Raw genomic sequence first — 19038 nt, 5'->3', positions numbered from 1 at the left:
ACTTCACTTTTGGTGGCCGGTAGTTTTTAGTACTTATCCCTTCAGGAAATTTATATACAGGATTTGAAAAGCAATGAAAACGAACACTACCCCCGTCACCTTATTAAAGACGGTAACGGTTCGGGGAGTAAAGAGCCTTTTCAACTTATGCGCGAAACCCGCAATCAATGATTCGGTCAGGAAAACAGCTACCAAACTTACTACAAAGAAAACTATTACCTGGCTCATGGTATAGTTCAGATTGCTGCGTATATAGGTAGCGATAGTTACCCAACTGATAAAATTGACCGGATTTAAACCATTCAATAGAAAGCCCGTAGAGAAGTAGTACAGGAAGTTACCAAAACGGGTCTTAGGATAAACTATCTTGGGTTGCCCTTTAATCAGGTTGGCTATACCCAGAATTAACAGGAACAGGATACCTATTCCCGCCATCGCTTTCTCAAATCCTTCAATGGATGGAAGCAGGGTGGTACCAAAAATGGCAAAAAACACAAAGATGGCATCACAAACCAGTACACCGAAGGCAATCTTTACGCCACTACGAAAGCCGTTGTCCACACTGTTTTGAACCAGAGAGAAAAATACCGTCCCAAACGTAAAACAAAGAAGTACCCCCGTAATAAACCCGTAGAATATAGCTCCTATCATATCCCTTTCAATCGTGCCACCATCAGAATTGCGGCCACCGCCAGGGCATCCGTAATCTCCGAGCGCATAACCATGTTTACTGCTTCACTTAGAGGTACCTTTTGGACCTGAAGCTCCTCGGTCTCTTCGGGTTCCTGCTCATGCTGCGTAAGTTCTTCGGCCAGGAAAAGAAATCCTTCTTCGTCTGTGGCTGAGTTGGAAGTATGTATACGAGCCAATGAGGTCCAGGTAGCAGCCAGCAGACCAGTTTCTTCTTTCAGTTCCCGTTTGGCAGCTTCCAGTGGATCTTCGTGCAGTGGGCCTCCCCCTTCGGGTATTTCCCACGAATATTCATCCAGCGTGTACCGGTACTGGCCCACCAGGTAAATATTCCCCTGCTCATCCAGTGGTACTATTCCAATGGCCTTATTCTTAAATTTCACCACACCGTAAATCCCCTCCTTTCCGGCGGGGTTAAGTACGTCCCGGTGCTGAATTTCAATCCAGGGATTTTCGTATACCGTTTTTGAGGTAAGGGTTTTCCAGTTGTTTTCGGTCTTCATTCCCCGTATTTTCTTAGTACTTTTGTATTCATAATCCGTTTTGAAATGCAAATAAACCAAAATAAGCGCAAACAACGCCTGATCCTGCTGTCTTTTGTGGCCAGCCTGGTCCTGACGGGGGTTAAGTTTTTCGCTTTTTTCCTGACCGATTCCAATGCCATTCTGAGCGACGCCCTTGAGTCAATCATCAATGTTATTGCGAGTGGGTTTGCGTTTTATAGTATCCGGCTAGCTTCGCTCCCCAAAGATCAGAATCATCCCTATGGTCACGGCAAAGTAGAATTTTTCTCCGCCGGATTTGAGGGAGCCTTAATAATTATTGCCTCTCTGTTTATTGGTTATGAGGCCATTCAACGGCTTTTAAATCCTACTGACTTACAAAATCTGACCAGTGGTTCAATAATCATATTTTTCACCATTATCGTAAACGGGGGAATTGGATTTTTGCTCCTCAAGGAAGGTACCCGGCTTAATTCCCTGGCCCTGACCGCCGATGGTCGGCATTTGCTTTCTGATGGCCTGAGTAGTGTACTGTTACTGGTGAGTGTGGGGCTGGTCATGCTTACCGGCCGGGTCTGGATTGACAGTGTAGCCTCGCTGTTTTTTGGCCTTATTATAGCCTACAGTGGCCTGCGGATGGTCAGGAAGTCGGTGGCAGGCCTGATGGATGAAAGTGATATTACCCTGATGGAAAAAGTGGTGCAGACCATCCGCGACCATAAAAAACCGTTTTGGGTGGATGTACATAACCTGCGGGTGCAACAGTACGGCTCCGACCTTCACATTGACTGCCACCTGACCCTACCCTACTACTGGCAGTTGCACGAAGTACACGAAGTCATCCACGAATTCGAAAACATACTGAAAGGGGAACATCCCGGCGAAACGGAAATTTTTGTCCACTCGGACCCCTGCCTGCCCGAATGTTGCCATACCTGTCAGCTGGCCGACTGCCCCTTCCGGACCCACGCCTTTGAGCAGGAAATAGACTGGGATGTGGTGAATCTGGTAAAAAACCAAAAGTTGTTCCTGGAAGCGAAAATAAAAAAACAGAAACTCAGTAATTAGAAAGTGGCTGCTATCCAGCTTTTAATCCTTAGTTTCATAAGTACTTATATCAACTATTTCAAAATGGATTATTCAAGACGTGATTTCCTTAAAAAGGTAGGAGCAACCGCTTTGGCCACTACCACCATGACCGATATCTGGGCCGAACCCGCCAAAAAGATGTTTTACGAAATATCTCTGGCCGAGTGGTCACTTCACAAAGCCCTGTTTGGTAATAAATTAAGCAATCTTGATTTTCCGGAACTGGCTCGCAAAGAGTTTGGAATAGGTATAGTTGAGTACGTAAACCAGTTTTTTAAGGATAAAGCTAATGATACGGCTTATCTGAACGACCTCCTGAAACGTTGCAAGGATAACGGAATAAAAAACCACCTGATTATGATTGATGGTGAAGGAGGAATGGCCGAACTGGACGAGGCTGCCCGTAACAAAGCCGTTGAAAATCACTACAAATGGGTGGAAGCCGCCAAGTACCTGGGTTGTAAAACCATCCGGGTCAATGCCTATGGCAAAGGTACTGCTGAAGAGGTAGGCAAGGCTGCCGTGGACGGTCTGAGTAAGCTGGGCGAATTCGCGAGTAAAACCGGAATTAACGTGATTGTTGAAAACCACGGTGGGTATTCTTCCAATGGTGAGTGGCTGGCCGGTGTTATGAAGCAGGTTGGTATGAAAAACGTAGGTACCCTCCCCGACTTTGGCAACTTCTGCATTGACCGCAAGGCTGGCGGACGCGAATGTGCCAACGAGTACGACCGTTATAAAGGAGTAAAAGAACTGATGCCCTACGCCAAGGGCGTAAGTGCCAAGACCCACAACTTCGACGCCAATGGCAACGAGTCAGAAATTGACTACGTAAAAATGATGAAAATTGTAAAGGACAGTGGTTTCAAGGGAATCGCCGGTATTGAATACGAAGGAAGTACGCTTTCCGAATACGACGGTATAAAAGCTACCAAGGCTCTGCTCGAGCGTGTGGGTCAGATTGTATCGTAACCAGAAAATTTAGTTAATACCAGGTGGCTGGATAGTCTTTACACTATCCAGCCATTTTTTATTTGAGTTTTCCCATTCCTCCGTCAACCCCCAGTACCTGACCGGTTACCCAGGAGGCCTCTTCACTCAAAAGATAAAGTGCGGCCTGAGCCAGGTCAGCCGGAGTACCGTAGCGCTTCATTGGATGGCGCTTGGCCGAAGCCTCCCTTTTTTCCTCAGAAGAAAGTAGCTGGGCGGCCAGTGGCGTATTAGTCAATGAAGGAGCTACGGCGTTGAAACGGATAAGCGACGAAGCATATTCGGCCGCCAACGATACCATAAGACCCTCCAGGGCCGCCTTGGCCGTAGCAATGGACGTATGAAAACTCATACCGGTACGGGCGGCCACGGTACTGAAAAACACCACGCCGGCACCCTCGGCTTTCCTGAGGCGGGAAATGGTAGGCAGCAGGGCGGCTACCGCTCCCAGGGTATTTATCTGAAAGTCTTTACTGAAGTCTTCCAGCGTAAACCGGGAAAAAGGTTTTAGGTTTATAGTACCCGGACAGTACACCAGGCCGTGAAGTACCTCGGGTAGTGCATCAAAAACAGTTGAATCAGGGTTTTCAGCGTCCCAGGGCAGGTACTGCGCAGAAAGTGGAGGTTGGGTGCGACCTGCTACGTACAAATTGGCTCCCTGTTTCAGGAGGCGCTGGGCAATCTCCAAACCAATTCCCGAGCTGGCCCCAAAAACAAGGTAATTTCTTCCGGTAAAGTTAGACATGACCATGGTTAGTTTAGGGTAAAAAAAATCCGGAAGGGGTGCTTCCGGATTTTTTAGAATTTCTTATAAACCAATATACGTTAGAAACTCCCTTCGGGTCTCGTCTTTTTCAAACTTACCCCCGTAATAAGAGGTAGTGGTTGAGCTACCCGTATCCTGAATTCCCCGCGAATGTACACACATGTGTTTGGCATCAATCACCACCGCCACATCCTCGGTTTGTAGCGCTTCCTTAAGTTCATTGGCAATCTGGACTGTCAATCGTTCCTGTACCTGGGGGCGCTTGGCGTAGTACTGCACAATCCGGTTCAGTTTGGATAACCCGATTACCTTTCCGCTGGAAATGTAAGCAATGTGGGCTTTCCCGTATATAGGTACAAAATGATGTTCACAATTGGAGAAAACAGTAATATCCTTTTCGACCAGCATCTGGTCGTATTTATACTTATTCTCAAACAGGGTAACACTAGGCTTGTTTTCTGGATTAAGGCCACTGAAAACCTCCTTTACGTACATTTTGGCCACGCGTTGGGGAGTACCCTTCAAACTATCATCGGTCAAATCCAGCCCCATAATTTCCATTATATGCCGGAAATGCTTTCCGATGAGTTCAATCTTAAGTTCATCATCCATGGCAAAGGCATCAACCCGCAGTGGGGTATCGAATGAGGTCATGGCGTGGTCATTCCCTAATTCCTCAAAGTCCGGTGTTTCAGTGGACGGGGTATTCAACGAAGTTCCGTTCTGTTTCATATAATCTTATTTTCAAATCGAGTGTAGTGTCAATTTTATCTCTTAATAATTTATAGATGACAATGGCGATGTTTTCAGCCGAGGGGTTGAGGTTCCGGAACTCACGAGTATCCAGATTCAGGTTTTTGTGGTCAAATCGGTCAAGTACCTGTTCTTTTATCAGGTCGCTCAGGATTTTCATGTCAAACACATAACCGGTTTCGGGATCAACAGCTCCCGTAACCTGCACAATCAGGTCGTAATTATGGCCGTGGTAGTGGGGGTTGTTGCATTTCCCAAAAATCCGGGCATTTTTTTCGTCCGACCAGTCAGGGTTGTGAAGCCGGTGTGCCGCGTTAAAATTCTCCTTGCGAAACACCGCCACTCGATTTTCTGTCATTGATTCCAGGTTTGAGTCTAAATAATTGCCTTAAATGTCGTTACAGAGTTTGTGTACAACACACTTAAAGCCTCAGAACAATTTTTGTTGTTCTTTGAAGAATAAGGGCAAGTAATCAACAGCAGCCCCTTTACTTTTGTTTAACTTTATTTAAAAATATTTAAACAATGCTTGGGTTTTACAAGCTTTCCCTCAAAAATTAGAAGGTAAAGCCCTGCATTTCAAGCAGCTGATTTGCGATTTATAATTTTATTAAAATAATTTACTATTCGCTTTATTGCTGTTAAATTGCAATTCCCAACTTAATGTTTCCACTTGCATGACCTGGCTTTATTTTCTCAATCCATTTCGGCTGCCCCAGCCACCATTTTCAGGTCAGTTGTGTACTGTAAAAACCCAATAAATCTGGACAAAGTTCGCCCACAGTCAGTCCACAGGCAGTAAGCAGCTAAAAATATTCATTACTATTTACCTAAACCTTCCCATGGCCCCAAAAAACAGTTACGCAGGTCCGCTTATCATCATTGGTATTTTATTCTTCATCCTGGGTTTTATAACCTGGGTAAATGGTACCCTCATTGCTTTCTTCCAGAAAGCCTTTAATCTCGACAACACCAGTTCCTACTTGGTAACCTTTGCTTTTTTCATCTCTTATACCCTCATGGCCATTCCTTCTTCCTATGTCCTAAAAAAGGTAGGATTCAAGAACGGCATGTCGGTGGGGTTACTGGTTATGGCCGTGGGTACTATTATTTTTGCACCCGCCGCCAAAATGGCCTCCTACCCCATGTTTCTGATCGGGCTGTTCTCCATCGGCATTGGCCTGACGGTCCTGCAGACGGCCATTAACCCGTACGTAACCATACTGGGCCCGCGCGAAAGCGCCGCCCAGCGCATTAGTTTCATGGGGCTGGCCAACAAAGGAGCCGGTATTATCAGTCAGGTGGTGTTTGGCGGGCTCCTCCTCTCGGGCGCTACGGCTACCACGCAGGAAGAAGAGCTTGATAAGGTAGTAGGTCCTTACCTGGTCCTGACGGCGGTGCTGGTTGGTCTGGCCTTATTGATTCGCCTTTCGAAAGGGCTACCCGAAGTGGATGAAGAAGAAGAAAATCCGATAGTGGACGAAGCGGGCGTTGCGCCAACCAAAAAAACAAGTGTGTTTCAATTCCCTAACCTTGTACTGGGGGTTATCGCTCTTTTTTGTTACGTAGGCGTAGAAGTAATAGCCGGTGATACCATTATTGCCTATGGTGTATCCCTGGGCTTTCCCGAAGAAGACGCCCGCTTGTTTGGTACCTATACCCTATGGGCCATGATGTTTGGTTATACTCTGGGTATTATCCTTATTCCCAAATTTGTTTCCCAGCAGGTGTGGCTCAGGTTCTCGGCTATTCTGGGGATCGTCGTTACCATTGTTGCGGCCACCACTACCGGATTTGTGTCGGTGCTTTGCATTGCCATACTGGGTTTAGCGCATGCCATTATGTGGGGTGCTATCTGGCCCCTGGCCATTGCGGGATTGGGCAAATTTATGAAGACCGGTGCCGCACTACTCATTATGGGTATTTCGGGCGGAGCCATCCTTCCCATTGTTTATGGTGCCACTGCCGATTCCATCGGAAGTACCCAGCAGGCTTATTGGATGATGGTACCGCTGTACCTGTTCATACTTTATTACGCCATAGCCGGTCATAAAAAGCACAGCTGGTAGTCTTATGAATATTTCCACGCCCGGCCGCATTTGTTTTTTCGGAGAGCACCAGGACTACCTGGGGCTTCCGGTTATTGCCGCGGCCATTTCGCGCCGCATCCAGATTGAGGGAACCAAACGTGCTGACGACCGGGTACTTCTGCATCTGCCCGACCTGGGTCAAACGGAAGAGTTCAGCCTATCAGAAACGGAGCAGTATGGCAAACAAAGAGATTATTTTAAAAGTACCATCAATGTCCTGAAACGCCGGGGCCTCCGCTTTTCCAGCGGACTGGAAGGTACCATTCGGGGTAATATCCCGATTAACTCGGGTACCTCCAGCTCTTCGGCCCTGATTGTCAGTTGGGCGCATTTTCTGGATCAGCTCAGTGACAATCCTGCCCATTTTAGTCCCAAGGAACTGGGTGAAATAGCCAATGCCGCCGAAGTACTGGAGTTTGGGGAGCCGGGCGGCATGATGGACCACTATTCAACGGCCATTGGCCAGGTTATTTATCTGGAATCCACGCCGGCTATTCAGGTGGAAGCCCTCACTCCTATATTAGGTACCTTTGTCCTGGGTGATTCGCTGGAACCCAAAGATACCCTGGGTATTTTGGCCCGCTGCCGCTACGGTATGGAAGCAGTGATTGATAAAGTAAAAAATTACGATCCTTCTTTTTCTATATTTTCGACGCCAGCAAGGCAGGTGGAGGAGTACCGTACTCTCCTTTCGAAGGACGAGACCGCCTTACTTAAGGCCAATCTGGAGGACCGCGATATACTTCGGGAGGGAAAAGAACTACTTGCCAGACCCGCCGGGGCCGGACAACAGAAAACTACGGATGCTCATTTTGGAAAACTGCTGTATCAGCATTACCTCAACCTCCGGGACCATAAGCGTACTTCTACCCAAAAAATAGAACGCATGATGGACGCGGCCCTGGCTTCCGGTGCGCTGGGTGGTAAAATAAACGGCTCCGGTGGCGGTGGCTGCATGTTTGTATACGCCCCGACCAGGGCCGAAGAAGTAGCCGAAGCCATCGAGAAAGTCGGGGGAAAAAGCTACATAATTACCGTTGACGAAGGCACCCGCCGGGAAGCCTAAAAAATGGCCTCCGAGCCGAACATTTAATTTGTACAGTGGGTTTATAAGGTAAGGAAATGATTCGATTACCTTTGTGTTGAATTCATTCAAATTCCTATTAAAAATAACCCGATGACAACGACAGCCGCCCTATCTGACGTAAAATCCAAGCTTTATTGTCCTTCCCTAACTGAATACACCCGCCGGAAAACCATTTCGGTCCGGATTGGCGATGTACCGATGGGGTCTGACTATCCCATTAGGGTGCAGTCCATGACCACCGTGGACACCATGGATACTAAGGGGTCGGTCGAGCAGGTAATCCGGATGGTCGAAGCGGGCTGTGAGTATGTTCGGATTACGGCCCCCAGCGTCAAGGAAGCGCAGAACCTGGAAAACATCAGAAAAGAGCTCCGCCAGCGGGGGATTCAGGTACCTCTCATTGCTGATATCCACTTTACACCCAATGCCGCCGAACTGGCCGCCCGTATTGTCGAAAAGGTTCGAATCAATCCTGGTAATTACGCCGACCGCAAACGATTTGAACTCATTGATTATACGGATGCCTCCTACGCCGCCGAACTGGAGCGCATCCGGGAGAAATTCATTCCCCTGATAAAAATCTGTAAAGAATACGGTACCGCCATGCGGATAGGTACCAACCACGGTTCGCTTTCTGACCGGATATTAAGTCGCTACGGCGATACCCCTTTGGGAATGGTGGAATCGGCCCTGGAGTTCCTGCGCATCTGCGAGGAGTTCAACTATTCAGATATTGTTCTTTCGATGAAGTCCAGTAATACCCAGGTAATGGTACAGGCGTACCGGCTACTGGTACAACGACTGGACGAAGAAGGCCTTAAGCCCTACCCCTTACACCTGGGAGTGACCGAAGCCGGGGAAGCGGAAGATGGCCGGATCAAGTCAGCGGTTGGCATAGGTACTTTGCTGGAAGACGGCCTGGGTGATACAGTACGCGTTTCGCTGACCGAGGCCCCCGAAAACGAAGCGCCCGTAGCACGTGACCTTATTGAGCGGTACACGACCCGCGCTCCGCATGCCTTTATTCCCCCCATTGAGCAGGTACCTATTGACCCCTTTCAGCATAGCCGCCGGGAAACCCGGGAAGTCCTGAATATTGGAGGAAGCAATGTACCCCGGATTATCGCCGATTACTCCCGACTTACCGTCGAACAGCACGAAGACCTGCGCAGCATTGGCCATTTTTTCCTGCCGGTACCCGACAAATGGCGCATGAATGACCAGGGAGCTGACTATATTTATTCGGGAAGTACCCCTGTTCCTTTTATGTTACCCAATGGCCTGAAAGAAATTATTAACTATAAAGAGTGGCTCGGTCATCCCGATAAGGTACATACATTTCCACTGCTGACTACGGCGGAGTGGCAGGATTCTCAGCCCGGGGAAGTGAGTCCGGTATTGAATTTTATCTGCGGAGATATACACACCTTTGATAACGCTTTTTTGTCCGGCCTTGGTAATAACCCCAACGTAATACTTGTACTTCGGTCTGACAACCAGCACGCCATGCCCGAAATGCGTCGGCTTTTCTTCCGGTTAATTCAACTGGACCTACAGGTACCTGTTGTGGTTCAACGTAGCTTTCCGGCCAGACTGGGGGACAAAATGGTGCTTTATTCAGCGACTGATATTGGTGGTTTATTGATTGATGGCCTGGGAGATGGATTGATACTAACTCCGGAGTACCTGGCGGAGGCCGACAAATCCGAAAAATTAAAAATCTTTAGTACCTACAACAGCGTCGGATTTGGCATACTGCAGGCGGCCCGTACGCGCATGTCCAAGACCGAATATATTTCCTGTCCTTCCTGCGGACGTACTTTGTTTGACCTTCAGGAAACAACCGCCATGATCCGGAAGCATACCGAACATCTGAAAGGAGTCAAGATCGGTATTATGGGCTGTATTGTAAATGGTCCCGGTGAAATGGCTGACGCCGACTACGGCTACGTTGGCATGGGAAAAGACAAGATTGCCCTGTACCGGGGCCAGCAGGTTATTAAACGCTCCGTTACGGCCAGTAAAGCGGTGGATGAACTCATTGGACTAATAAAGGAAGATGGCCGGTGGATAGATCCTGAGGCCATAGAGGAACCTTTCCCTGCCTAAACCTGTACTATGTTCGGCTGCTTCTGAAGTAGCTTTTTCTACAAAAAAATCAAAGTCCTAACTATGAGTAGTGTAAAGAATTATTTCCAATTAGGCGATGTATTCCGGTACTTTTTCCGGGTTTTCAGAAAGCCTGATCCCAGCGCACCAACCTCCTTTAACCTGAAAATGATGCACGGCATTAACCGTATTTCCATCATCATGTTCCTGTTTTGTGTGGTAGTCATGGTTGTAAGAGCCATTATGCGATGAATATTGAAAATCTCCGTGACCTTTGCATAGCACTTCCGGGGGTTACCGAAGAATTTCCTTTCGGAGAGGAAACCCTGGTGTACAAGGTTATGGGGAAAATTTTTCTATTGACCTCCCTAAACAGCGATACGTTTCGTTTTAATGTAAAGTGTGAACCGGAAAAAGCCGAAGAGTTACGGGAGCAATACCCCAGCGTTTTGCCTGGTTATCACATGAACAAGAAACATTGGAATACTATCGTGGTGGATGGTTCGGTACCTGATAAAGTACTTCGTTCGTGGATCGTTGACTCCTACTCCCTGGTAGTGGCTTCTTTACCCGCCAAAACGAAACAAACGCTGGACCAACCACCCGTATAGTGTCACCCCTGGAATTATCAGTCGAGTCCAAATCAACATACCGAAATGGAAATTTCACTACTGGTTCTGCTTTTTATTCCTTACCTGGTTATCAAGTACCACCTGACCGACCATGACACACCGGCCGAGAAGGATTTTATTAAGTTTCAGGAGGGTATACAACTTTATACTCAGGGACAGTGCGAAGCTGCATTCAGGTACTTTGATCAGCAGGTAAAACAAAACCCAAAGTCGGCGGTAGCCTACGCTTATCGGGGTAAATGCAACCTGCACGATGAGAATTACTACTCGGCCATTTATGATCTGACGCAGGCGCTTAGCTACGACAATACCCTGCCTGGTTGCTACCTGGATAAAGGAAAAGCCCACCTGGCCCTAAGGGAATACGACTGCGCTTTTCGGGAGTTTGATAAAGCGGTTTGGTTTTTTCACAATGCCAATGCTGACGCCGTCCGTTTCCGGGGCTTGTGCCGCCTGCGAATGCACCAGTACCAGCAGTCGGCACGGGACCTGCACCGGGCCGTGGAACTGGGCGACGAGGAAGCCCGCTATTTGCTGTCGCAGCCGCCTTTTTACGGAAAGGCCTTTGCCCTCACAGATGCCTCTGAATAAGCTTTTCTTTTCCAACACCTACCAGATTAAATACTTCCGAGCAACGCCTCCGCCTGGCTACTGTCAACCTTGGCGGCCTTTGCAATCGCTACTGAGCGTTTGGCGTTATCGGTGGCTTCGGCTTTTTTACCGGCTCTTTTAAAGGCTACCGCCATCTGGTAGTACAGGTCCGCGGCTTCTTTGCTGGTGGGGCTAGCTACGGTTTTGAGTCCATTGCTAAACCAGGTTTGGGCGGATGGTACATAACTCGCGTCCGGACTTTTTTCGTTGAAGTACCTGATCAGGTATAGGTAGTCAGGCGCTTTTAGAGATACCTGCTTGCTGTGGGTATTGACCACTTCAACGGCCTGAGCGGGTTTCTTTTCCCGGAGGTACGCATTCAGCAGGGGCAGCAGCACGCGGTTTCGGGCCATTTGGGGGGCAATCCCGGCTTTCAGAAGATTCTCCCGCATTTGTATGACCTTGGTACTACTGTACTTATTGCCCCGGCTACTGAACAGGGAGTACATAATGATGTTTTCAGCCGTACCGGTCACTAACTTGGGATCGTGCTTTTTGGAGTACTCGGGTAGGTGGTTGATAAAATAGGTAGCCAGGGGATTGTCCACATCCATAATCAACCGCTGAAGTACCAGGAAATTAGTTTCACTCAAGTAGGCGTTGGCGGGTTGCTGGCGCGCGTAGGCATCCATGGCTTTGAGGTTCATGGCCGTATCCGACACCACCCGACTATACATGCCAAAATCAATCAGGAATTGATTGGCCCGCTCCCCGGCGGCAAACCGCTGCCGCATGGAAGCCGACCGCTGGGCCGGATTGAGCGCCTGCTTCCCTTGCTGGATTACATTTTCGGCACTGGGTTGGATAATAGCCAGGTGCTGAAGCGTTTGGTTGCCGTCAAAGTACATCAACAGCGGCAGCGACGGCACGAATATTTTCCGGCCCAGAATAAACTGCTGGAAATCCGGAGAATTAACCTCTATTTTATAATTAATGAAATTCTGATTGTAGAAGTCTCCTACCTGCTTCTGGTTGAAAATGGGAATAAAGCTCTGACATACGTGACAGGAATTAGAATACACCTCCACAAACACCGGTTTATTCTGGACCCGGGCCTGATTAAACGTATTCCGAAGATTATTTTCCGCAAACTGAATGCCCTGACTTTGAGCGCCAAGAACAGTACTTAATCCCAGAAGCAGGCAGATAGACCACTTTTTTAACATTGTTATATCTTTTAGCTTTGTTATTGTTGGGCAGCTTTCATCTCTTCTTCCAGATTTTTGCTCAAGTTTTGGCACAAACCTTCGATGGAGTCAGCCATTTTCTTATCGTTCGTAGCCGTGAGCAGGGTATCGGCAATTCCACTCATAATTTCGATATAAAAACGCTTCATGTCAAACACCTCCATGTCTTTGGTCCAGAGGTCAATCTTGAGGGTACCCCGGTGGTAGTGGTCCCAAACGGCTATAGCAATGGCACGAGTATCGTTAATTCCTTCGTTGGGATTATCGGTGGCTTCCCAGAAAATTTTCTCAGGAATATTCTGATTATCAAGTTCAACGGAGAAATGAATGTCTGATTTTTTCATTAGTAACAGGTAGTTTTTTTACAAAAGTACATACTACTGCCCGGCCTGCCCAAAAACCCGGCGTAAAATATCAGACACGCGGGCGGCGGGGTCTTTCCGAATTTTCTTTTCCTCCTCGGCAATCAGGACAAATAAACCGTCAATCGCTTTTTGGGTGGCGTACTGCTTAAGGTCGGGATTTACTTTCTGGACCAGCGGAAGCTTGTTGTAGGTATTAACCAGGTCCGCGTAGTAGCGGGTAGCCTCGTTAAGGTTAAGGGTACTATCTACCACCGGATAAAATGAATCATAAAGCTGCTCATTGGTCGTTCTGCGTAAGTACCCGGTTGCGGACGTATCCGCTCCGCGAAGAATTCCTACCGCATCATTGATGGTCATGGAGGTAATAGCATTCAAAAAGATAGGCTTGGATTTTTTAGCTGCATCTTCGGCCGCCCGGTTCAGCGAAAGAATAAACCGGTCTACTTCGTTGCCCAATCCAAGTTGCCGCAGGCGCTGTTCAACCCGTTGGGCATCCGGTGGAAAAAGAATCTTGATGTACTGGTTTTTAAAGTACCCATCGGTTTTTGATGCCTCAGCTGATCCGTTGTTAATCCCTACCCGCAGGGCCTCTTTCAGACCATTCGCAATTTCTGATTCAGACAATCCTCCGGCCTGATTATTCACTTTTTCCAGTACCTTGCCCAGCTTGGTTTTATTGAACTGAGCCTGACTGGAACAGCCCGCAGAAAGAAAAAGAGAGGCAAAAAATAGCGCTTTGAATTTCATTTGTGTTTAGGTTTTAGTTGTGTTTACTACTACTCAAACGTAAATATTAACAATAAAAATTGCGTATTTTTGAAAAATTAAGGCATTTACACACAAAACTATCCTGGTATGCGTCCTGCCATAAGGGCTGAAATTATAACCATTGGCGATGAGATCCTGTTCGGTCAGATTTCCGATACCAATACCCAATGGATTGGTGCGGAACTGACTTCCATCGGAATCAGGCCCATTCGCAAAACTTCCGTTGGCGACAACGCCGAAGATATTCTGAGTGCACTGCAGGAAGCATCCCAGCGCGCTGACCTGGTCCTGATAACCGGCGGGCTGGGGCCCACCAAAGACGATATAACCAAGCAGACGCTTTGTCGCTTTTTTAGTACAGAATTAGTTATCAATGAGCAGGCGCTGGAACTCATCACTGGTTTCTTTGCGAAGCGGGGCCGGGCTATGACCGAACTCAACCGACAGCAGGCCGCGCTTCCGACCAATTGTACCTACCTCGAAAATCGCTGGGGTACCGCTCCCGCCATGTGGTTTGAGCAGGAAGGTACCGTATTCATATCCATGCCGGGGGTACCTTTTGAAATGAAAAGCCTGATGGAAAACGTTATTCTGCCCCGGCTCAGGACCTACTATAATCCGCCCGTGATCCTCCACCGGATCATTCATACCGTAGGAATCGGGGAATCCTTCCTGGCCGAGCACATTGAAGCCTGGGAAGACTCCCTTCCCGACCACATCAGGCTGGCTTACCTGCCCCACCTGGGCCAGGTCCGGCTGCGCCTGACCGCAACGGGTTCCAACCGGGACACTTTAACCAATGAACTCGCCTACGAGGTGGAGCGGGTGATGCCACTTATAAATAAATATGTTTTTGGATTTGACAACGATACTCTGGAAGAAGTAGTTGGCAGAGAACTGGTAGCCCAGGGCGCCACGCTTGGTACGGCCGAAAGTTGTACCGGAGGGTATGTGGCCCACCGTCTGACCAGTATTGCCGGCTCCTCTCGTTATTTCCTGGGCTCGGTCGTTAGCTATGACAATGCGGTTAAAACCCGTACCTTAGGCGTACCGGAAGAAGTACTCCAGCAACAGGGGGCGGTAAGTGAGCAGACTGTAAAAGAAATGGCTGAGCGGGTGCGTGTGCTGTTGGGTACTACCTATAGTATTTCCACCAGTGGTATTGCCGGTCCGGACGGAGGGAGCGAAGAAAAACCGGTTGGAACCGTATGGATTGCCTGCGCTACCCCTACCCAAACGGTCACCCGGCTTTTAAAATTAGGAGGCAACCGCCTCCACAACATCCAGCTTACGGCCACCTACGCGCTGAATTTACTACGCGAACAGCTGGTCAAGATTGATGAGAAACCTCAGATAGTTCATCAACAATAACGATTCAAATTAGATTGAAAATGAAAATAATTGAAATGGTTATGCCCCCAATGGGCGAAAGTATCATGGAATGCACGGTGTTGAACTGGCTCAAGCAACCCGGCGACACCGTAGAAGCCGATGATTCAGTTCTGGAAGTAGCAACGGATAAAGTAGACACCGAAGTACCTGCCCCCCACTCCGGCGTTTTGATAGAGTGGCTGGTTAAAGAAGGCGAGGTAGTACCCATTGGTAGAGCGGTGGCCCGCATTGAGGTACAGGGAAACGGCAAGGAACCTGCGAAACCAACGCCTGCCGCGGAAGCTCCGGTGGAAACGGATACCCAGGTTGAGGAAGAAAAGATAGCTCAGCAACTGGAAGAAAAAATGCTGGTGGCGGTACAGTCAGGAAGTACTACCGTCCAGCCGGCAACCGGAAAAGAAGATGGCGAAACCAACAATGGGTTTTATTCGCCCCTGGTACTGAGCATAGCCCGGGAAGAAGGCGTAAGCCTGGAAGAACTAGCTACCATAAGCGGGACCGGAGCCGAAAATAGGGTTACCAAAAAAGACCTGATTTCCTTTATTAAATCCCGCACCAAAACCGCCAGTGAGGCCACAGCCAGTCCTTCTGAACCTACGGCGGTACCCCGGTCAGCCAATGGAAAGGATGATATCATTGAAATGAACCGGATGCGGAAGATGATAGCTTCCCGAATGTTGGAATCTTTGCAGGTATCGGCCCACGTTACCTCGTTCGTCGAAACCGATATGACCAACATTGTCTTCTGGCGGAACAACGTTAAGAGCGATTTCAGAAAACAAACCGGAGAATCCATAACCTATACGCCGTTGCTGGTGGAGGCAGTCGTAAAAGCCATTAAAGACTTCCCCCTCATCAACGTTTCCGTGGAAGGAGATACCATTTTGGTTAAACGCGACATTAATATCGGGATGGCCGTTGCCCTTCCCGATGGAAACCTGATAGTACCCGTTATTCATCAGGCCGACCAGTATAATCTGGTGGGTTTGGCCAAAAAAGTAAATGACCTGGCCCAGCGGGCGCGCGAAAACAAACTGACAGCCAACGACCTGGCGGGCGGTACCTATACCATATCCAACATTGGTTCGTTCGGTAATATTATGGGTACCCCTATTATAGTGCAGCCGCAGGTAGCCATAATGGCCTTTGGTAGTATTGATAAAAAACCAGCCGTCATTGAAACTCCCCAGGGCGATTTGCTGGGAATCCGGCACAAAATGTTTATTTCCCACTCCTACGACCACCGGGTAGTCGACGGAGCACTGGGTGGCAGGTTTGTGAAAAGGGTTTCTGACTACCTGGAACAGTTTGATTTGAAACGACCCATTCTGTAATGCTACGTATTACTTTTGGTATGGACGATATCCTGGCTGATACCCACCGAAAGCTCGTGGATATCGTCCTGAATGAGTTTGATACGTTACACAGTAAAGAAGATTTTTACCACCGCTCCCTGAAGGAACTACTGCATCCCAAGCAGCAAAACCGACTGTACCGGATGATCAACCAGCCTGGTTTTTTTGCGGATTTGGCCGTCCGGGAAGGTGCCGTGGATACCATGCAACGCCTGTCCAGGTACTATGACGTTTACATTGCCACCGGTGCCATGGAATTCCCGAACTCATTCCGCGAAAAGTACGACTGGTTGCGACGGCATTTCAACTTTGTTCCCTGGTCAAACCTGGTGTTCTGCGGCGATAAAAGCATCCTGGTATCGGACTTTTTAGTGGACGACCAGCCCAAAATCCTGGCGTCCTTCCGGGGAGAGGGAATCCTGTTCTCGGCCCCCCATAATCGAAAAGCGGGGGGATTCAGGCGGGTAAATAACTGGAAAGAAATCTCCGAATTGTTTTTGCCACACGTATGAAATTATTACTCATAGAAGACGAACCCAAAACCCTGCAGTCGCTGAAACAGGGGCTGGAAGAGAACGGGTTTGAGGTTGACGTGGCGTACGACGGCCTGATCGGCTTACAGATAGCCCGCCGCAACGCCTATCAACTTATTATAAGTGATATTATTATTCCGGGTATGAATGGAGTAGAACTTTGTCGGGAGCTTCGGAAAATGGGCAACCAAACGCCCATTCTGATGCTTACCGCCCTGGGTACTACCGACGATAAAGTGACCGGCTTTGACGCCGGGGCCGATGACTACCTGGTCAAGCCTTTTGAATTTAAGGAACTGATGGCCCGGGTACGCGCGCTGACCAAGCGCGGCGGAAACATTTCCCAAACCGCTCAACTCCTTGGCTTCGCTGACCTGGAAGTGAATCTGGACGCCAAAACTGTACACCGCTCCGGCGTTAAGATCGAGCTTACCGCCCGGGAATTTAACCTGCTGGTGTACCTGATTCGTAACCAGGGACGGGTTGTTTCCAAGGCTGAAATCGCGGAACAGGTTTGGGAAATTGATTTTGATTCAGGTACTAATATTATTGAGGTGTACGTCAACTACCTTCGGAAGAAAATTGACCGCGATTTCCCAACGAAGCTTATTCACACCCAGTTTGGCATGGGCTATGTGCTTAAAAATGAATAGAGATGCAGATTCGCACGCGCCTGACTGTCCAGTTTTCCCTTTTGGTAAGTGCTATCTTGCTGGTGGCTTTCCTGGCTATTTATTATTTTACGTTTGTTAATACCAACGAAGATTTTTACGATCGCCTTCGCTCCAAGGCTGTTTCAACGGCAGAACTCCTCTTAAAAGTCCGTCAGGTAGATACCGAATTATTAAAGGTATTTGACAAGTCAAATCGGGACCTGATTTATAATGAAAACATTCTGATTTTTGACGAAAAAAACCGGCTGATTTATGCCAATACTGACTCGCTTTCTATTCATGTATCAAACTTCTGGCTGGATGAAATCCGTCGTGCTGAACAAATCAGGTATACCGACGGCGAATATAAAGTAGTTGGTATTTACTACAAGTACCCCTTCAACAAGGCCGTGGTATTACTCGGTGCCCTGGATTTGTATGGTAAAGCAAATCTTGACAATCTCCGGACCATGCTGGCGGTGATTTTTATTTTTGTGACGGCCATTGTTGCCTTTGCCGGCTGGCTTTTCGCTCAACGGGCCCTATTACCAATTTCCCGGGTTATGAACGATGTGGAAGGTATCCTTCCCCAAAAGCTCAATACCCGGTTGGACACGCCCAATCAAAACGATGAAATCGGGCGGCTTACCATTACCTTTAACAAACTATTGGACCGCATTGAAACGGCCTTCCGGATGCAGAAAACCTTTGTGGCCAATGTGTCCCACGAGCTAAAAAACCCACTGACCAAAATCAGCTCTCAACTGGAAGTAAGCTTACTCAAGGAACGCTCAGTTGATGAATACCAAAATACCATCCATTCGGTACTGGAAGATATACAGCAGCTTTCACAACTCTCCAATACGCTGCTTGAACTGGCCAAAGTGAGTGAGGACCGCCGGGATATCCTGACCGAAACCGTGCGCGTAGATGAGTTACTGTGGGATGCCCGAACCAGTATTAGCCAGTCGAACAGTCAGTACCGAATCCAGCTTAACCTGGACGAACTACCCGAAGACGATACCTGGCTGGAAGTGACGGGCAATCCTACCCTGCTGAAAACCGCCTTCCTGAACCTGATTGACAACGCCTGTAAATTTTCCGACGACAACAGCGTATCCATTTCTTTAGCCGCTACCGAGGAGGCCATTGAGCTTAGTTTCTCCGACTCCGGCAAGGGAATTCCGGAGCAGGACCAGAACCTGGTTTTCCAGCCTTTTTACCGGGGCGACAACACGGCAAGTGTAAAAGGGTACGGGATAGGTCTTTCTCTGGTCGATCGCATCATGAAATTGCACAATGGTACCATCACTATTAAATCCAACGAACCAAGTGGTACTATCTTCCAGCTAAAATTTTTGCGACTTTAAGGAAATTCTAACGCCATTTTAACTCCATTCTAATAAGTCTATGATTTATTTGTAT

Annotated in this window: 21 protein-coding genes; 13 read left to right on the top strand and 8 right to left on the bottom strand. The window is 48.2% G+C overall.

Annotated features, from left to right (window positions below; translation table 11 throughout):
- Positions 1-33: 33 nt before the first annotated feature.
- Together VGN67_RS14955 and VGN67_RS14950 are read right to left on the bottom strand one after the other, a co-directional pair.
- Positions 34-651, bottom strand: coding sequence for a LysE family translocator (locus tag VGN67_RS14955; protein WP_327487664.1), 618 nt, complete (start codon positions 649-651; stop codon positions 34-36).
- The gene (locus tag VGN67_RS14950; protein WP_327487663.1) at positions 648-1193 is read right to left on the bottom strand and encodes an NUDIX hydrolase; all 546 of its coding nucleotides are present in this window, start codon (positions 1191-1193) and stop codon (positions 648-650) included. Before VGN67_RS14950 ends, VGN67_RS14955 begins: the two co-directional genes overlap by 4 nt.
- 45 nt (positions 1194-1238) lie before the next feature.
- Between VGN67_RS14950 and VGN67_RS14945 the strand changes: the two genes are divergently transcribed.
- Positions 1239-2261 (top strand): cation diffusion facilitator family transporter, encoded by a 1023-nt coding sequence (locus VGN67_RS14945; protein WP_327487662.1) that lies wholly within the window; start codon positions 1239-1241, stop codon positions 2259-2261.
- Positions 2262-2324: 63 nt separating this feature from the next.
- A complete protein-coding gene (locus VGN67_RS14940; RefSeq protein ID WP_327487661.1) occupies positions 2325-3254 on the top strand; it encodes a sugar phosphate isomerase/epimerase family protein in 930 nt (309 codons plus the stop codon).
- A gap of 58 nt (positions 3255-3312) precedes the next feature.
- Here the strand turns inward: VGN67_RS14940 and VGN67_RS14935 are convergent, their stop codons facing one another.
- The 3 genes from VGN67_RS14935 to VGN67_RS14925 all read right to left on the bottom strand — a co-directional run bounded on the left by VGN67_RS14935 (position 3313) and on the right by VGN67_RS14925 (position 5149).
- Complete coding sequence (locus VGN67_RS14935) at positions 3313-4017, bottom strand: SDR family oxidoreductase (protein WP_327487660.1); 705 nt, start codon at positions 4015-4017, stop codon at positions 3313-3315.
- A gap of 63 nt (positions 4018-4080) precedes the next feature.
- Complete coding sequence (gene folE, locus VGN67_RS14930; protein WP_327487659.1) at positions 4081-4770, bottom strand: GTP cyclohydrolase I FolE; 690 nt, start codon at positions 4768-4770, stop codon at positions 4081-4083.
- Positions 4730-5149 carry a 6-pyruvoyl trahydropterin synthase family protein gene (locus VGN67_RS14925; RefSeq protein ID WP_327487658.1) on the bottom strand — a complete coding sequence of 140 codons (420 nt, stop codon included), beginning with the start codon at positions 5147-5149 and terminating at the stop codon, positions 4730-4732. Before VGN67_RS14925 ends, folE begins: the two co-directional genes overlap by 41 nt.
- 484 nt (positions 5150-5633) lie before the next feature.
- On the opposite strand from VGN67_RS14925, the gene VGN67_RS14920 reads away from it, so the two are divergent.
- The 6 genes from VGN67_RS14920 (at position 5634) to VGN67_RS14895 (ending at position 11300) form a co-directional block, all read left to right on the top strand.
- Complete coding sequence (locus tag VGN67_RS14920; RefSeq protein WP_327487657.1) at positions 5634-6860, top strand: sugar MFS transporter; 1227 nt, start codon at positions 5634-5636, stop codon at positions 6858-6860.
- 4 nt (positions 6861-6864) lie between these two features.
- On the top strand, positions 6865-7947 hold the full coding sequence (locus VGN67_RS14915) for a galactokinase family protein (protein WP_327487656.1): 1083 nt from the start codon (positions 6865-6867) through the stop codon (positions 7945-7947).
- A gap of 111 nt (positions 7948-8058) precedes the next feature.
- Positions 8059-10077 carry a (E)-4-hydroxy-3-methylbut-2-enyl-diphosphate synthase gene (gene ispG, locus VGN67_RS14910; protein ID WP_327487655.1) on the top strand — a complete coding sequence of 673 codons (2019 nt, stop codon included), beginning with the start codon at positions 8059-8061 and terminating at the stop codon, positions 10075-10077.
- A gap of 63 nt (positions 10078-10140) precedes the next feature.
- On the top strand, positions 10141-10329 hold the full coding sequence (locus tag VGN67_RS14905; protein WP_327487654.1) for a DUF6728 family protein: 189 nt from the start codon (positions 10141-10143) through the stop codon (positions 10327-10329).
- A complete protein-coding gene (locus tag VGN67_RS14900; RefSeq protein ID WP_327487653.1) occupies positions 10326-10688 on the top strand; it encodes an MmcQ/YjbR family DNA-binding protein in 363 nt (120 codons plus the stop codon). The genes VGN67_RS14905 and VGN67_RS14900 overlap by 4 nt, the downstream gene beginning before the upstream one ends.
- A 45-nt stretch (positions 10689-10733) precedes the next feature.
- Entirely contained in the window at positions 10734-11300 is a 567-nt protein-coding gene (locus VGN67_RS14895; protein ID WP_327487652.1) for a hypothetical protein, read from the top strand.
- A 26-nt stretch (positions 11301-11326) separates the two neighbouring features.
- Here the strand turns inward: VGN67_RS14895 and VGN67_RS14890 are convergent, their stop codons facing one another.
- The 3 genes from VGN67_RS14890 to VGN67_RS14880 are packed head-to-tail and all read right to left on the bottom strand — an operon-like array spanning position 11327 to position 13659.
- Positions 11327-12526, bottom strand: coding sequence for a thioredoxin family protein (locus VGN67_RS14890; RefSeq protein WP_327487651.1), 1200 nt, complete (start codon positions 12524-12526; stop codon positions 11327-11329).
- 20 nt (positions 12527-12546) lie between these two features.
- On the bottom strand, positions 12547-12891 hold the full coding sequence (gene gldC, locus VGN67_RS14885; RefSeq protein ID WP_327487650.1) for a gliding motility protein GldC: 345 nt from the start codon (positions 12889-12891) through the stop codon (positions 12547-12549).
- Positions 12892-12924: 33 nt separating this feature from the next.
- On the bottom strand, positions 12925-13659 hold the full coding sequence (locus VGN67_RS14880) for a DUF4197 domain-containing protein (protein ID WP_327487649.1): 735 nt from the start codon (positions 13657-13659) through the stop codon (positions 12925-12927).
- A 108-nt stretch (positions 13660-13767) separates the two neighbouring features.
- On the opposite strand from VGN67_RS14880, the gene VGN67_RS14875 reads away from it, so the two are divergent.
- From VGN67_RS14875 to VGN67_RS14855, 5 genes are read left to right on the top strand one after another with little or no spacing between them, the layout of a single operon-like run.
- On the top strand, positions 13768-15051 hold the full coding sequence (locus VGN67_RS14875) for a competence/damage-inducible protein A (protein ID WP_327487648.1): 1284 nt from the start codon (positions 13768-13770) through the stop codon (positions 15049-15051).
- Positions 15052-15071: 20 nt separating this feature from the next.
- The gene (locus VGN67_RS14870) at positions 15072-16406 is read left to right on the top strand and encodes a dihydrolipoamide acetyltransferase family protein (protein WP_327487647.1); all 1335 of its coding nucleotides are present in this window, start codon (positions 15072-15074) and stop codon (positions 16404-16406) included.
- Positions 16406-16939: a 5' nucleotidase, NT5C type gene (locus tag VGN67_RS14865; RefSeq protein ID WP_327487646.1), complete on the top strand. Its 534-nt coding sequence runs from the start codon at positions 16406-16408 to the stop codon at positions 16937-16939. The genes VGN67_RS14870 and VGN67_RS14865 overlap by 1 nt, the downstream gene beginning before the upstream one ends.
- Positions 16936-17613 carry a response regulator transcription factor gene (locus tag VGN67_RS14860; protein ID WP_327487645.1) on the top strand — a complete coding sequence of 226 codons (678 nt, stop codon included), beginning with the start codon at positions 16936-16938 and terminating at the stop codon, positions 17611-17613. The genes VGN67_RS14865 and VGN67_RS14860 overlap by 4 nt, the downstream gene beginning before the upstream one ends.
- Positions 17614-17615: 2 nt before the next feature.
- A complete protein-coding gene (locus VGN67_RS14855) occupies positions 17616-18983 on the top strand; it encodes a HAMP domain-containing sensor histidine kinase (RefSeq protein ID WP_327487644.1) in 1368 nt (455 codons plus the stop codon).
- Positions 18984-19038 lie beyond the last annotated feature (55 nt).

The organism is Telluribacter sp., from assembly GCF_035998675.1.
GTDB lineage: Bacteria > Bacteroidota > Bacteroidia > Cytophagales > Spirosomataceae > Telluribacter.
The sequence above is the reverse complement of the archived record's forward strand: the minus strand, read 5'-3'. Positions and strand labels throughout refer to the sequence as shown.

Bases quoted from the DNA above. Each gene is read 5' to 3' on its own strand.
- VGN67_RS14955 (WP_327487664.1), bottom strand. From the start codon at position 651: ATGATAGGAGCTATATTCTACGGGTTTATTACGGGGGTACTTCTTTGT.
- VGN67_RS14950 (WP_327487663.1), bottom strand. From the start codon at position 1,193: ATGAAGACCGAAAACAACTGGAAAACCCTTACCTCAAAAACGGTATAC.
- VGN67_RS14945 (WP_327487662.1), top strand. From the start codon at position 1,239: ATGCAAATAAACCAAAATAAGCGCAAACAACGCCTGATCCTGCTGTCT.
- VGN67_RS14940 (WP_327487661.1), top strand. From the start codon at position 2,325: ATGGATTATTCAAGACGTGATTTCCTTAAAAAGGTAGGAGCAACCGCT.
- VGN67_RS14935 (WP_327487660.1), bottom strand. From the start codon at position 4,017: ATGTCTAACTTTACCGGAAGAAATTACCTTGTTTTTGGGGCCAGCTCG.
- folE (WP_327487659.1), bottom strand. From the start codon at position 4,770: ATGAAACAGAACGGAACTTCGTTGAATACCCCGTCCACTGAAACACCG.
- VGN67_RS14925 (WP_327487658.1), bottom strand. From the start codon at position 5,149: ATGACAGAAAATCGAGTGGCGGTGTTTCGCAAGGAGAATTTTAACGCG.
- VGN67_RS14920 (WP_327487657.1), top strand. From the start codon at position 5,634: ATGGCCCCAAAAAACAGTTACGCAGGTCCGCTTATCATCATTGGTATT.
- VGN67_RS14915 (WP_327487656.1), top strand. From the start codon at position 6,865: ATGAATATTTCCACGCCCGGCCGCATTTGTTTTTTCGGAGAGCACCAG.
- ispG (WP_327487655.1), top strand. From the start codon at position 8,059: ATGACAACGACAGCCGCCCTATCTGACGTAAAATCCAAGCTTTATTGT.
- VGN67_RS14905 (WP_327487654.1), top strand. From the start codon at position 10,141: ATGAGTAGTGTAAAGAATTATTTCCAATTAGGCGATGTATTCCGGTAC.
- VGN67_RS14900 (WP_327487653.1), top strand. From the start codon at position 10,326: ATGAATATTGAAAATCTCCGTGACCTTTGCATAGCACTTCCGGGGGTT.
- VGN67_RS14895 (WP_327487652.1), top strand. From the start codon at position 10,734: ATGGAAATTTCACTACTGGTTCTGCTTTTTATTCCTTACCTGGTTATC.
- VGN67_RS14890 (WP_327487651.1), bottom strand. From the start codon at position 12,526: ATGTTAAAAAAGTGGTCTATCTGCCTGCTTCTGGGATTAAGTACTGTT.
- gldC (WP_327487650.1), bottom strand. From the start codon at position 12,891: ATGAAAAAATCAGACATTCATTTCTCCGTTGAACTTGATAATCAGAAT.
- VGN67_RS14880 (WP_327487649.1), bottom strand. From the start codon at position 13,659: ATGAAATTCAAAGCGCTATTTTTTGCCTCTCTTTTTCTTTCTGCGGGC.
- VGN67_RS14875 (WP_327487648.1), top strand. From the start codon at position 13,768: ATGCGTCCTGCCATAAGGGCTGAAATTATAACCATTGGCGATGAGATC.
- VGN67_RS14870 (WP_327487647.1), top strand. From the start codon at position 15,072: ATGAAAATAATTGAAATGGTTATGCCCCCAATGGGCGAAAGTATCATG.
- VGN67_RS14865 (WP_327487646.1), top strand. From the start codon at position 16,406: ATGCTACGTATTACTTTTGGTATGGACGATATCCTGGCTGATACCCAC.
- VGN67_RS14860 (WP_327487645.1), top strand. From the start codon at position 16,936: ATGAAATTATTACTCATAGAAGACGAACCCAAAACCCTGCAGTCGCTG.
- VGN67_RS14855 (WP_327487644.1), top strand. From the start codon at position 17,616: ATGCAGATTCGCACGCGCCTGACTGTCCAGTTTTCCCTTTTGGTAAGT.